This is a genomic window from Streptomyces sp. KLMMK, assembly GCF_036961605.1.
Taxonomy (GTDB): Bacteria; Actinomycetota; Actinomycetes; order Streptomycetales; family Streptomycetaceae; genus Streptomyces; species Streptomyces telluris.
This window is the reverse complement of sequence record NZ_JBAMDC010000018.1, coordinates 18,240-31,615: the sequence shown is the minus strand read 5'-3', so window position 1 is coordinate 31,615 and position 13,376 is coordinate 18,240. Positions and strand designations below refer to the sequence as shown.

At 69.6% G+C, this 13,376-nt stretch carries 11 protein-coding genes and 1 pseudogene; 6 read left to right on the top strand and 6 right to left on the bottom strand.

Features of this window, described 5'->3' with window-relative positions:
- Positions 1-35 precede the first annotated feature (35 nt).
- The 6 genes from gyrB to dnaA form a co-directional block, all read right to left on the bottom strand.
- Positions 36-2,084 (bottom strand): DNA topoisomerase (ATP-hydrolyzing) subunit B, encoded by a 2,049-nt coding sequence (gene gyrB / locus V7793_RS05805; RefSeq protein ID WP_256791795.1) that lies wholly within the window; start codon positions 2,082-2,084, stop codon positions 36-38.
- A gap of 454 nt (positions 2,085-2,538) precedes the next feature.
- Positions 2,539-3,072: a DUF721 domain-containing protein gene (locus V7793_RS05800; protein WP_335581818.1), complete on the bottom strand. Its 534-nt coding sequence runs from the start codon at positions 3,070-3,072 to the stop codon at positions 2,539-2,541.
- Positions 3,069-4,193, bottom strand: a complete 1,125-nt coding sequence (gene recF, locus V7793_RS05795; protein ID WP_058045314.1) for a DNA replication/repair protein RecF — start codon at positions 4,191-4,193, stop codon at positions 3,069-3,071. Before recF ends, V7793_RS05800 begins: the two co-directional genes overlap by 4 nt.
- An 88-nt stretch (positions 4,194-4,281) precedes the next feature.
- On the bottom strand, positions 4,282-5,157 hold the full coding sequence (gene gnd / locus V7793_RS05790) for a phosphogluconate dehydrogenase (NAD(+)-dependent, decarboxylating) (protein ID WP_335581817.1): 876 nt from the start codon (positions 5,155-5,157) through the stop codon (positions 4,282-4,284).
- Between the two features lie 130 nt (positions 5,158-5,287).
- Positions 5,288-6,418, bottom strand: coding sequence for a DNA polymerase III subunit beta (dnaN, locus tag V7793_RS05785; RefSeq protein ID WP_335581816.1), 1,131 nt, complete (start codon positions 6,416-6,418; stop codon positions 5,288-5,290).
- Between the two features lie 980 nt (positions 6,419-7,398).
- Positions 7,399-9,366, bottom strand: coding sequence for a chromosomal replication initiator protein DnaA (gene dnaA, locus V7793_RS05780; RefSeq protein ID WP_335581815.1), 1,968 nt, complete (start codon positions 9,364-9,366; stop codon positions 7,399-7,401).
- Between the two features lie 422 nt (positions 9,367-9,788).
- Between dnaA and rpmH the strand changes: the two genes are divergently transcribed.
- The 6 genes and pseudogenes from rpmH to rsmG all read left to right on the top strand — a co-directional run bounded on the left by rpmH (position 9,789) and on the right by rsmG (position 13,222).
- Positions 9,789-9,926, top strand: coding sequence for a 50S ribosomal protein L34 (gene rpmH, locus V7793_RS05775; RefSeq protein ID WP_003949374.1), 138 nt, complete (start codon positions 9,789-9,791; stop codon positions 9,924-9,926).
- Positions 9,927-9,951: 25 nt separating this feature from the next.
- Positions 9,952-10,320 (top strand): annotated as a pseudogene (gene rnpA, locus V7793_RS05770) (ribonuclease P protein component); the annotation flags it as partial.
- Positions 10,321-10,382: 62 nt separating this feature from the next.
- Positions 10,383-10,700 carry a membrane protein insertion efficiency factor YidD gene (yidD, locus tag V7793_RS05765; RefSeq protein ID WP_168097064.1) on the top strand — a complete coding sequence of 106 codons (318 nt, stop codon included), beginning with the start codon at positions 10,383-10,385 and terminating at the stop codon, positions 10,698-10,700.
- A gap of 3 nt (positions 10,701-10,703) precedes the next feature.
- Positions 10,704-11,813, top strand: coding sequence for a membrane protein insertase YidC (gene yidC, locus V7793_RS05760; protein WP_335581814.1), 1,110 nt, complete (start codon positions 10,704-10,706; stop codon positions 11,811-11,813).
- 14 nt (positions 11,814-11,827) lie between these two features.
- Positions 11,828-12,349 carry a Jag family protein gene (locus V7793_RS05755; RefSeq protein WP_335581813.1) on the top strand — a complete coding sequence of 174 codons (522 nt, stop codon included), beginning with the start codon at positions 11,828-11,830 and terminating at the stop codon, positions 12,347-12,349.
- Between the two features lie 162 nt (positions 12,350-12,511).
- Entirely contained in the window at positions 12,512-13,222 is a 711-nt protein-coding gene (rsmG, locus tag V7793_RS05750; RefSeq protein ID WP_058045322.1) for a 16S rRNA (guanine(527)-N(7))-methyltransferase RsmG, read from the top strand.
- Positions 13,223-13,376 lie beyond the last annotated feature (154 nt).

Here is a 13,376-nt window from a genome sequence, read left to right as displayed (position 1 = left end):
TCGCGCTGCGGCTGTCTCGTGATGGGCCGACGGGCTCAGATGTCGAGGAAGCGGACGTCCTTGGCGTTGCGCTGGATGAAGGAGCGCCGGGCCTCGACGTCCTCTCCCATGAGCACCGAGAACAGGTCGTCCGCCTGCGCGGCGTCGTCCAGGGTGACCTGGCCGAGAACGCGGTGGTCGATGTCCATGGTGGTCACGCGCAGCTCCTCGGCGTTCATCTCACCGAGACCCTTGAAGCGCTGGACCGAGTCGTCCTTGATCCGCTTGCCGTTCTCGCGGCCGAGCTGGATCAGGGCGTCGCGCTCGCGGTCGGAGTAGGCGTACTCGAAGTCGTCCCGGCCCCACTTGATCTTGTAGAGCGGGGGACGGGAGAGGTAGACGTGCCCGGCCTCGACCAGCGGACGCATAAAGCGGAAGAGGAAGGTGAGCAGCAGGGTGTTGATGTGCTGACCGTCGACGTCGGCGTCCGCCATCAGGATGATCTTGTGATAGCGGAGCTTCGCGATGTCGAAGTCCTCGTGCACACCGGTGCCGAAGGCGGAGATCAGCGCCTGGATCTCCTGGTTCTGCAGGATCTTGTCGATCCGCGCCTTCTCCACGTTCAGGATCTTGCCGCGGATCGGGAGGATCGCCTGGTACTGCGGGTTCCGGCCGGACTTGGCCGAGCCGCCGGCGGAGTCACCCTCGACGATGAAGATCTCGCACTTGGTCGGGTCGTTCGACTGGCAGTCGGACAGCTTGCCCGGCAGCGACGCCGTCTCCAGCAGGCCCTTGCGACGGGTGAGGTCGCGCGCCTTGCGGGCCGCCACACGGGCGGTGGCCGCCTGGATGGACTTGCGGATGATGTCCGCGGCCTCGTTCGGATTGCGGTCCAGCCAGTCCGTCAGCTGCTCGTGGACGACCTTCTGCACAAAGGTCTTGGCCTCGGTGTTGCCCAGCTTGGTCTTGGTCTGGCCCTCGAACTGCGGCTCGCCCAGCTTGACGGAGATGATCGCCGTCAGACCCTCGCGGATGTCGTCGCCCGTGAGGTTGTCGTCCTTCTCGCGGAGCAGCTTCTTGTCGCGCGCGTAGCGGTTGATCAGACCGGTGAGCGCCGCGCGGAAGCCCTCCTCGTGCGTACCGCCCTCGTGGGTGTGGATGGTGTTGGCGAAGCTGTAGACACCCTCGGTGTACTGGGAGTTCCACTGCATCGCGACCTCGACCGAGAGCATCCGCTCCTTGTCCTCGGCCTCGAAGTCGATCACCGACGGGTGAATGACCTCGCCCTTGCGCGAGTTGAGGTAGCGGACGAAGTCCGAGATGCCGCCCTCGTAGTGGTAGCGGACGTTGAGGGGCTTGCCCTCCTCGTCCACGTGGGCCGGGCGCTCGTCCGTCAGCGAGATGGTCAGGCCCCGGTTGAGGAACGCCATCTCCTGGAAGCGCCGCGAGAGCGTCTCGAAGGAGTACTCGGTGGTCTCGAAAATGTCGCCGTCGGCCCAGAAGGTGACCGAGGTGCCGTGCTCGTCGGTCGCCTCGTTCTGCTGCAGCGGGGCGGTCGGGACGCCGAGCTTGTAGTCCTGGGTCCACCGGAAGCCGTCGGTCTTCACCTCGACCGCGACGCGCGTCGACAGCGCGTTGACGACCGAGACGCCGACGCCGTGCAGACCACCGGAGACCGCGTAGCCGCCGCCGCCGAACTTGCCGCCCGCGTGCAGGACGGTCAGGACGACCTCGACGGCGGGCTTGCCCTCGGAGGGCACGATGCCGACCGGGATGCCACGGCCGTTGTCCACGACGCGCACGCCGCCGTCGGAAAGGATCGTCACGTCGATGGTGTCCGCGTGGCCCGCAAGGGCCTCGTCGACGGAGTTGTCCACGACCTCGTACACGAGGTGGTGCAGGCCGCGCTCACCGGTCGAGCCGATGTACATGCCGGGCCGCTTGCGGACGGCGTCCAGACCCTCCAGGACGGTGATCGCACTGGCGTCGTAGGACGCGGATGCGCCCCCCGCGGGTGCGGTCTCCGCCGCGCCGTCCGTGGAAGGGGTGGTGTTCTCGTTGGGGTTGCCGGAATCGGCCACGAAGCGCCCTTTCTGGCACAGCACAGGCCATCCCCGACTGCGGCGGGGAGACCCCACCCGAGGCAGGCAGGAGCGGCTGCGTCGTTCTGCGTTGGTCGACGAGTCCCGCGAGCCGGCGGGATTGGCACCAGTCTACCGGTAGCGCTGACATGAATGGGGGTTTGGCGGTGCCTGAGCCTGCACGTGCCGCCCTGAACCGGCATCAGCCGACTCCCTATATGTGGACCCGGGCTCCAAGAGGCTCACAGCGGCACTCAGCGCTTCGGGCTGTCAACCGCCCGCTACCGTGAGCGGGGTCTCAGCGCCGGCCCCGGCGCACCCCCCGTCGCACCGCATCACCCCAGGTCACGCGGATCACCCGGCACTCGGTTCCCACGGGAGCACCACAGACCCTCATCCGTCCCCGCCGTCGCCACTCGCGCCGGGCACGCGCGAGGCACGTGCGGGGCGTCCGGTCAGCGGCGCCGGACACCCGGCGTCAGCCGTACGTGTCCCCCGGACCCGTGCTGCCCGGAGCGCGCAGCGAACCGTAGCGGCGGCTCGGGCCGCCGGGGCCCAGCACCTTGATCGTCCGCACCGTGCCATGGCCGAGGTCGTCGTTGAGCCGGGCCACCAGCTGGGGGGCCAGCAGGCGCAGCTGCGTCGCCCACGCCGTCGAGTCGCACTGCACCGTCAGGACGTGGGAGTCCTCGTCGAAGTTCTGCGGCATGCAGTGCAGGGCCAGCGCATCGCCCACGATCTGCGGCCAGCGGCCCATCACCCCGCCCACCGCCGCGGGCTTCTCCCAGCCCCGCTCGGTGATCAGCCTGTTGATGGCGGCGCCGAGCGGCAACGGGTCGCGCCCGTCGGCGCGCGCACCGGAGCGCAGCACCCCGCCGCGGCGGACGTGCTTCTTCTGCTGGGCCGCGGCGCCCCTCGCCTTCGCCTGCTCCTTGGCGGCGCGCAGCGCGACCCGCGCCAGGTCCACCCCGGACGGCTCGGGTGTCTTCGGCTGCTCCGAGGGCGTACTCATACGCGCTCGACCCTGCCTTCCGAGACCGCGTACCGGGCGCCGGTGAGGACCTCCGGAACATCGTCGTCCACCGCGGCGGTCACCAGGACCTGCTCGCCGTGGGCCACCAGCTCCGCCAGCCGCTCGCGGCGCCGGGCGTCCAGCTCCGCGAAGACGTCGTCCAGCACGAGCACCGGCTCGTTGCCCTCGGAGCGCAGCAGCTCGTAGGAGGCCAGGCGCAGCGCCAGCGCGTACGACCAGGACTCGCCGTGGCTCGCGTACCCCTTGGCGGGCAGCCGGCCGAGCTTGAGAAGGAGGTCGTCCCGGTGCGGGCCGACCAGCGTCACGCCGCGCTCGATCTCCTGCTTGCGGGCTTCGGCGAGCGCCGCCAGCAGCGCCTCGTAGAGCTCCTCGCGGCTGCGCGCGCCCTCGATCGCGGCCGGCCCGCGGTACTCGAAGGACACCGGGCCGCCGCCGGGGGCCAGCTGCTCGTACGCCTTGTCGGCCAGCGGACGCAGCTCGTCGATCAGGTCGAGGCGGCGGGCCAGCAGCTCGGCGCCGGCGCGGGCCAGGTGCTGGTCCCAGATGTCGAGCGTGGACAGATCGAGGCCGCGGCCGCCGTGCCGGCGGGCCATCGCCGCGCTCTTGAGGAGGGTGTTGCGCTGCTTGAGGACCCGCTCGTAGTCGGAGCGGACGCCCGCCATGCGCGGGGAGCGCGCGGTGATCAGCTCGTCCAGGAAGCGGCGGCGCTCACCGGGGTCGCCCTTGATCAGGGCCAGGTCCTCCGGGGCGAACAGCACCGTCCGCACGATGCCGAGCACGTCACGCGGCCTGACCTGGGACGACCGGTTGATCCGGGCGCGGTTGGCCTTGCCGGGGTTGAGCTCCAGCTCTATCAGCTGCTGCCGCTCGCCCTGGACGACGGCGGCGCGCACGACGGCGCGGTCGGCGCCCATCCGGACCAGGGGCGCGTCCGAGGAGACCCGGTGGCTGCCGAGGGTGGCCAGATAGCCGATCGCCTCGACGAGATTGGTCTTGCCCTGGCCGTTGGGTCCCACGAACGCCGTGACGCCCGGGTCGAGCGGGACCTCGACCCGGGCGTACGAGCGGAAGTCGGCCAGCGACAGATGCGAGACATGCATGGTGCGCCGACCTCTTCCGCTGTGTACTGCTCGTCCTGCTGGTGATGCTGTTACTGCTGTGGTGCTCGTACTGCTGTGAGGCTCGGTGCTACTTGCTCTCGACCGCGTGGCCGCCGAACTGGTTGCGCAGCGCGGCGATCATCTTCATCTGCGGGGAGTCGTCCTGGCGGGACGCGAAGCGGGCGAAGAGCGACGCGGTGATCGCGGGCAGCGGCACGGCGTTGTCGATCGCGGCCTCGACCGTCCAGCGGCCCTCGCCGGAGTCGGCCGCGTAGCCGCGCAGCTTGTCGAGGTGCTCGTCCTGGTCGAGGGCGTTGACCGCGAGGTCCAGCAGCCAGGAACGGATGACCGTGCCCTCCTGCCAGCTGCGGAAGACCTCGCGCACGTCGGTGACGGAGTCGACCTTCTCCAGCAGCTCCCAGCCCTCGGCGTAGGCCTGCATCATGGCGTACTCGATGCCGTTGTGGACCATCTTCGCGAAGTGGCCGGCGCCGACCTTGCCCGCGTGCACGGAGCCGAAGTCACCCTCGGGCTTGAGCGCGTCGAAGACGGGCTGGACGCGGGCGACGTTCGCGGCGTCGCCGCCGTACATCAGCGCGTAGCCGTTCTCCAGGCCCCAGACGCCGCCGGAGACGCCGCAGTCGACGAAGCCGATGCCCTTGGCGCCCAGCTCCTCGGCGTGCTTCTCGTCGTCCGTCCAGCGGGAGTTGCCGCCGTCGACGACGACGTCGCCCGGGGAGAGCAGCTCGCCGAGCTCGTCGATGGTGGCCTGCGTCGGCGCGCCGGCCGGGACCATGACCCATACGACGCGCGGCCCCTGGAGGGAGTCCACCAGCTCCTTGAGGCTGCTGACATCCGCGAGGTCCGGGTTGCGGTCGTATCCGATGACGGTGTGGCCTGCGCGGCGGATGCGCTCGCGCATGTTGCCGCCCATCTTGCCGAGACCGACGAGACCGAGCTCCATGGGTGATCCTCTATGCCTTGAGTGGGTTCGTACCTGGGTCCGAGCCTACGCCGGGGAGGCGCTGCACACCTGTGGGGCGGGGGCGCTCAAAGGGTGAGTGCCCCCGCCGGTGCCGGTCCCGTCGGGGGCATCAGCCCGAGAGCCGCACCGGCATGATCAGGTACTTGTACGCGTCGTCCGCCTCGGCGTCGAGCGCGGGCTTGCCGCTCAGCAGCGCCGGCTTCGTCGACGTCGTGAAGGACAGCTGGGCGACCGGCGAGTCGATCGCCGACAGACCCTCCAGCAGGAAGCCGGGGTTGAACGCGATCGAGATGTCGTCGCCATCGAGCGCGGCGTCGACGCGCTCCACAGCCTGTGCATCGTCGCTGGAGCCGGCCTCCAGGATCAGCACGCCCTGCTCGAAGCTCAGCCGCACCGGGGTGTTGCGCTCGGCGACCAGCGCGACGCGCTTGACGGCCTCGACGAACGGGGCGGTCTCGATCACGGCGACGGAGTTGAACTCGGTCGGGAAGAGCGTGCGGTACTTCGGCAGGTCGCCCTCGAGCAGGCGCGTGGTGGTGCGGCGCCCGGCACCCTCGAAGCCGATCAGACCCTCGCCCTTGCCGGAGCCGGCCAGGGCGATCGAGACGGAGTCGCCGCCGCTGAGGGACTTGGCGGTGTCCAGCAGGGTCTTGGCGGGCACCAGGGCGACGGCGGAGATGTCCGGCGTCTCGGGCTTCCACATGAACTCGCGGACCGCGAAGCGGTAGCGGTCGGTGGAGGCCAGGGTGACGGTGTCGCCCTCGATCTCGATGCGGACACCGGTGAGCACCGGCAGGGTGTCGTCGCGGCCGGCGGCGATGGCGACCTGGGCGGCAGCGGCGGCGAAGACCTCGGCCGGGACCGTGCCCGTGGCCGTGGGCATCTGGGGCAGGGCCGGGTACTCCTCCACAGGCAGGGTGTGGAGTGTGAATCGCGAGGAGCCGCAGACCACGGTGACGCGCACACCGTCGGTGGAGATTTCCACAGGCCTGTTGGGAAGTGCGCGGCAGATGTCGGCGAGGAGGCGGCCGGAGACGAGGACGGTGCCGTCCTCCTCCACATCGGCGTCGACCGAGACGCGGGCCGAGACCTCGTAGTCGAAGCCGGAGAGGCTGAGGGAGCCCTCCTCGGCCTTCAGGAGAAGGCCCGCGAGGACGGGCACCGGCGGACGGGCCGGGAGGCTGCGGGCCGCCCAGGCCACTGCCTCCGCGAGTACATCGCGCTCCACCCGGATCTTCACCGGAAACCGCCTCCTGCTTGTTGCTGGCTCGCCCTGCTGGCTTCTTCGTCGGCTGCTTGCCGGAGACCAGTCTGACGCACACCGCTGACAGCTGGTGCGTCTCGGGGTCAAGTCGGGTCGGAGGGCGTGGCGCGGTCCGCGGCCGAGTTGTGCACAGGACCCACTTCGAAACGAGTTCCCCGCTTGATCTCTGTGGTCGTAGTAGTAGGGCCTGTGGAAACGGTGGACAACCGTCTTTGCCCAGGTCAACGCCGGTTTTTTGTCCACCGGGCCTGTGGGTGGGGGCGGTGGATAAGCGGGGTGTTCTGTGGACCGTGGAAAGTTCTGCACAACCGGTGCACAGGCAGGGCGCACTTCTCCCCAGGGCTGTCCCCAGTTTTACCCAGGTTCCCCACAGCCCAACCCGGCACCTTGGTGTGACGCCTTTCACTCGGTGCGGTGAGCTCGGGCGTTTCGTTGCCGAACAGTGGACAGGGGTGTGGAAAGGCTGTGTACAACATCCACTGGCCTGTGGGCCGCCGGTGGACAACGGTCATGCCGCCTTGTGGGTGAATCCGTTGTCCACAGGCTGTGGAATCCCGTCGGCCACAAATCCACACGCCGCTGACCTCGCCTGATGGGCTATCAACAGCCTCCTCTGTGGACAGCGTCTGGACAACTTCGCAGTCCCCAGCGTGTGGACAGCCGGTCGGCAAGGAATCTGTGGAGAACCCCGGGTACGCCGAGCGGAATCGAACAGAGCCGTCCACGGCTGTGGACGCCCGGCGCCTCCCGGACGCTCCCAGGTCGCCTCCGAAACCCCTCCGAGACTCCTCCGGCACGCCTCCGAGACGCTCCCCGGGCGGCCTCAGAGCGTCCTCAGAGCGTCTCCGGCGCGTCCCCAGGACGGCTCCGGTACGTCCCAAGCCGCCCCCGGGACCGCGAAAAGGGCGCTCCGGGAAGCGTCCCGAAGCGCCCTCAGGCGGTTCTCGCGGCTCTTGTCAGCCGTTCTTGATGCGGTTCGTCAGCTCGGTCACCTGGTTGTAGATGGAGCGCCGCTCGGCCATCAGCGCACGGATCTTCCGGTCCGCGTGCATCACCGTCGTGTGGTCGCGGCCGCCGAACTGCGCACCGATCTTCGGCAGCGACAGGTCCGTGAGCTCGCGGCAGAGGTACATCGCGATCTGGCGTGCCGTCACCAGCACGCGGCTGCGCGAGGCCCCGCACAGGTCCTCGACGGTGTGCCCGAAGTAGTCGGCCGTCGCCGCCATGATGGCCGGCGCCGTGATCTCCGGCGAGGCGTCCTCGCCGCCCGGGATCAGGTCCTTGAGGACGATCTCGGTCAGGCCCAGGTCGACGGGCTGGCGGTTCAGGCTCGCGAAGGCCGTCACCCGGATCAGCGCGCCCTCCAGCTCGCGGATGTTGCGCGAGATGCGGGAGGCGATGAACTCCAGGACCTCCGGCGGGGCGTTGAGCTGTTCCTGCACCGCCTTCTTGCGCAGGATCGCGATCCGGGTCTCCAGCTCCGGCGGCTGGACGTCCGTGATCAGGCCCCACTCGAAGCGGTTGCGCAGCCGGTCCTCCAGGGTCACCAGCTGCTTGGGCGGCCGGTCCGAGGACAGCACGATCTGCTTGTTGGCGTTGTGGAGCGTGTTGAAGGTGTGGAAGAACTCCTCCTGCGTCGACTCCTTGCTCGCCAGGAACTGGATGTCGTCGACCAGCAGGATGTCCATGTCGCGGTAGCGCTTGCGGAACGCGTCCGCCTTGCCGTCGCGGATGGAGTTGATGAACTCGTTGGTGAACTCCTCGGAGCTCACGTAGCGCACGCGCGTGCCCGGGTAGAGGCTGCGCGCGTAGTGCCCGATGGCGTGCAGCAGGTGGGTCTTCCCCAGGCCCGACTCGCCGTAGATGAAGAGGGGGTTGTACGCCTTCGCCGGCGCCTCGGCCACCGCGACCGCGGCGGCGTGCGCGAAGCGGTTGGACGCTCCGATGACGAAGGTGTCGAAGAGGTACTTGGGGTTCAGCCGGGCGGTCGGCTCGCCCGGGCCCGATGCCGGGGCGGGCTTGGCCGCGAGCGGGCCGGGGACGGGCCGCTCGCCGCGCTCGCCGCCGCGCGGGTGGCTCTCGGGCAGATCGCGGCGCTGCTGCTCGTACGGCATGCGCTCGGGCGGCTGCGACCGGTAGTCGGAGGCCTGGTCGTACGCGCCCTGCTGGTCGTACGAGCCGGGCTGGTCGTACGGCTGCTGCTCGTAGGAGCCGGCGGAGTGCTGCGAGGCGTACGGATCGCGTTCGCCCTCGGCGAAGCCGCCGAGGCGCTGCTGCTGCCAGCTGTAGTCGTTCCTGTCGCCCCGGTCACCGCGGTCACCGCGGTCACCGCGGTCACCGCGGTCACCGCGCTCGCCCGGAGGCGGCACCGGGGGCCCGGAGGGGGCCGAGTGGCGCGGCCAGGCGCCGGGCTCGGGGCGCTGCTGCTGGTAGTCCGGGTAGGCGGGGCGCACGGACGGCAGGTCGTCGGAGGGCGCCGGGCGGCCGTAGCTCTCGCGGCCCTCGTAGGCGCCGCCGTCGTAGCCCTCGTAGCCGTCACGGCTCTCGTAGGCGTCGCGGCCCTGGCCACCGGCCCGGCCCGCGGGCTCCTCGTAGCGGGGCGGCTGCGGGGCCTGGGGGCGCTCGGCAGGGGGCTCGCCGGCCGAATCGTCGACGGTGATCGCGATCCGGATGGGGCGGCCGCACTCGCGGCTGAGCGTCTCGCTGACGATGGGGGCCAGCCGGCCCTCCAGTACGCCCTTGGCGAATTCGTTGGGTACGGCCAGCAGGGCGGTGTCCGCGACGAGGGCCAGCGGCTGGCACCGCTTGATCCAGTGCTCGTCCTTGGACTCGACGCCCTGGCCGCGCTTGTCCCGGCCCTCGCCCAGGAGCTGGTCGAGCACGCGCGGCCACACTGCGGCAAGATCGGCAGGCAGGTCAGCCACAGGGCACGCTCTCTCAGTCACTGGGGGCGCCCCGCGAGTCCCACGAATGTGTGGTTCTCGGGACGGGCGGGAAGGATTCGGAGTTCAGCCACGGTAGTCAGGCCGCGGTGCGTGGTTCAAGTCGTTGTCCACAGGGTGTGTACAAATGTGCCATGGGGCGGGGCGTGTCGTCCCACCGGCCCGCGGCGGGCTACGGTGTATCCCTGGTGCGCTGCCGGTTTGACCGAATGGCGTAGCCGCGCGTACCGTGACCAGGTCGAGTTGTCGATGGCTGCTGCCGCCTGCCTCCGATGGGCAAAGGCCGTGTCGAGTATCTGATGCGGTCATGAAGCGGTGCACTCGGGCGTTGCGAGCTTCTCGTGGGCGCACGGTGACAGCCAGGCGATGTCCCGCCACCACCGATTCATTTCTGGAGCCCCCGAGTGAGCAAGCGCACCTTCCAGCCGAACAACCGCCGCCGCGCGAAGACCCACGGCTTCCGCCTGCGCATGCGCACCCGTGCCGGCCGCGCGATTCTCGCGTCCCGCCGTGGCAAGGGTCGCGCCCGCCTGTCGGCCTGAGCAGCCTGACCAATAGGTCCATGACGTGCTGCCTACCGACAATCGGCTGAGGCGGCGCGAGGACTTTGCGACCGCGGTGCGCCGAGGACGCAGGGCCGGGCGCCCGCTCCTCGTCGTCCACCTCCGTAGCGGTACAACGGACCCGCACACACCCGGGGAGATTGCTCCCCCGGTGCGTGCGGGTTTCGTCGTCAGCAAGGCCGTCGGCGTCGCCGTAGTCCGCAATCTGGTGAAGCGCAGGCTTCGCCACCTGATGCGTGACCGGCTCGATCAGCTGCCCGCCGGTAGCCTGGTGGTGGTACGGGCCCTGCCCGGCTCGGGCGAGGCGGACCACGATGAGCTGGCCCGTGATCTTGACACCGCACTGCAGCGGCTGTTGGGAGGGGCGCCGCGCCGTTCCGATCCCCCCGAGGGCACCCCTTGGGACCTTGGCCGAAGCCAGGGAGGGAGCGCACGGTGAAGTATCCGCTGCTGTGGTTGATCAAGCTCTATCAGTGGACCATCAGCCCACTCCTGGGCCCGGTCTGCAAGTACTACCCGTCGTGCTCGCACTATGGCTACACCGCCATTGACGTGCACGGCGCGGTCAAAGGAACGGCGCTCACGGCCTGGCGCATCCTGCGCTGCAATCCGTGGTCGCTCGGTGGCGTCGACCACGTACCTCCCCGGAAGCGTCCGGTCTGGCACCAGCGGCTGAGGAGCCGACTGGGCGGGAACCCCGCCTCGGGGCCTGCCGCACAGCCCGAGACTCAGCCCAACGCCCAAGGAGCCTGATTCGTGGACACGATCCTCGGTCCTCTCTATTACGCAGTTTCCTGGATCATCGTCCAGTTCCACTCGCTGTACAGCCTCGTCTTCGACGAGGACAGCGGCTGGGCGTGGGGTCTGTCCATCGTCTCCCTGGTGGTCCTGATCCGTATCTGCCTGATCCCGCTCTTCGTGAAGCAGATCAAGGCCACGCGGAACATGCAGGCGCTCCAGCCGAAGATGAAGGCGATCCAGGAGCGCTACAAGAGCGACAAGCAGCGCCAGTCCGAAGAGATGATGAAGCTCTACAAGGAGACGGGCACCAACCCTCTCTCGAGCTGCCTTCCGATCCTGGCCCAGTCGCCCTTCTTCATCTCGCTGTACCAGGTCCTGAACCACATCGCGCAGGGCAAGACGGTCGGTGTCATCGACCAGCAGCTGCTGGCCAGCGCGCGTGAGGCACACATCTTCGGCGCTCCGCTGTCGGTGACCTTCCTGTCCTCCGCGGAGAAGGTCGAGTCCTTCGGCGCCACGCTGCTGGACGTCCGCGTCGTCACGGTCGTCATGATCGTTCTGATGTCGCTGTCGCAGTTCTACACGCAGCGCCAGCTGATGACGAAGAACGTCGACCTCTCGGTGAAGACGCCGTTCATGCAGCAGCAGAAGATGCTGATGTACGTCTTCCCGATCATCTTCGCCGTCCTCGGTATCAACTTCCCCGTCGGTGTCCTCGTCTACTGGCTGACCACCAACGTGTGGACCATGGGCCAGCAGATGTTCATCATCCGCCGTAACCCGACTCCGGGCAGCGTCGCCTTCAAGCAGCGCCAGGAGCGCCTGCGGGCCAAGGGCAAGCTCAAGGAGGACCCGGCCGAGGTCGAGGCCAAGAAGGCCGTCGAGGCCGCGCGCGCCAACCGCCAGCAGCCCAAGCGCCAGACCAAGGCCAAGCGTCAGGTCGCCGGGACCACCGCCACGACGGACTCCACCGAGCAGAAGCCCTCGCTCGAGAAGAAGCAGGGCACGGACGCCGGGGAAGCCAAGGACGCCAAGGGCGGGAAGCCCGGGCAGGCCGGCGGCGGACCCAAGTCCGGGCAGCGCAAGAGCGGCCCGCAGCGGCCCAAGCACCCCTCCAAGAAGTAATGAAGGAGTCCACCGTGACGGACACGCAGCGCCAGACCAGCGGTGTCGCCGCCGAGGGCACCGACACCCTGTCCCGCCTGGAGCAGGAGGGCGAGATCGCGGCCGACTACCTCGAGGGTCTGCTGGACATCGCCGACCTCGACGGCGACATCGACATGGATGTCGAGGCCGACCGCGCCGCGGTGTCGATCATCAGCGACTCGACCAGCCGTGACCTGCAGAAGCTGGTCGGCCGCGACGGCGAGGTGCTGGAGGCGCTCCAGGAGCTCACCCGTCTGGCCGTGAACCGGGAGACCGGCGACCGCAGCCGCCTCATGCTGGACATCGCCGGCTTCCGCGCCCGCAAGCGCGAGGAGCTGGCGAAGGTGGGCGCCCAGGCTGCCGCCGACGCTCGCAGCACCGGTGCCGCGGTCAAGCTGGACCCGATGACGCCCTTCGAGCGCAAGGTCGTCCACGACGCCGTGGCCGCCGCGGGCCTGCGCAGCGAGTCCGAGGGCGAGGAGCCCCAGCGCTTCGTCGTCGTCCTCCCCGCCTGAGCCGCAGCTCTCTGAGCGGTTCCCTCTCGGTTACTCGATCCCACTTCTAGGTGTGTCCGGCCCCGTCTGCTCGCAGGCGGGGCCGATCCTTGTCAGCCTGATATTCAGACTCTGAATTCTCAGTGATTCTCAGAGAGACGTCGTACGGAAGGACGGTTTCCCGTGGATGAGGCAGCGGAGCTCCCCCCGGCGCCCCCGGAGGCCCGGGAGGTTTTCGGTGACCGCCTGCCGGAGGCCGTTCGGTACGCCGAGGTGCTCGCGGACGCGGGCGTGCGGCGTGGTCTCATCGGTCCCCGCGAGGTTCCGCGGCTGTGGGAGCGGCACCTGCTGAACTGCGCGGTGCTCGCCGAGGCCGTCCCGGACGGCGTCTCCGTGTGCGACGTGGGCTCGGGCGCCGGGCTGCCGGGCATCCCGCTGGCCCTGGTCCGGCCGGACCTCCAGATCACGCTGCTGGAGCCGCTGCTCCGCCGTACGACCTTCCTCCAGGAGGTCGTGGAGCTGCTGGGCCTGGACCACGTCACCGTCGTCCGCGGCCGCGCCGAGGAGATGCTCGGCAAGGTGCAGCCGGTGCACGTCGTCACCGCCCGGGCCGTGGCCCCGCTGGACCGGCTGGCGGGCTGGGGCGTGCCCCTGCTGCGGCCGTACGGCGAGATGCTCGCCCTCAAGGGCGACACCGCGGAGGAGGAGCTCAAGGGTGCCCGTGCGGCGCTCAGCAAGCTCGGCGTCGTGCGGACCTCGGTGCTTCAGGTCGGCCAGGGCGTGGTGGACCCGCCGTCCACCGTGGTCCGGGTCGAGGTGGGGGAGAGCCCGGGCGGTGTGCGCTTCGCCGCCAAGCGGGCCAAGGCTGCGGGGCGGTCGCGCCGCCGGCGCTGAGGTCACCCTGGGGGAGCAGAGGAATGCTCCATACAACCTGCCAAACCTATCCGTAGCGGAGTGTCGCCGCTGAGCAGCAGAGCGTGCGCTGCATCGTGTTTCACGTGAAACGACGCTCCTTGCTGCAGGGAATCATCGACCGGGGTCGCGCGGT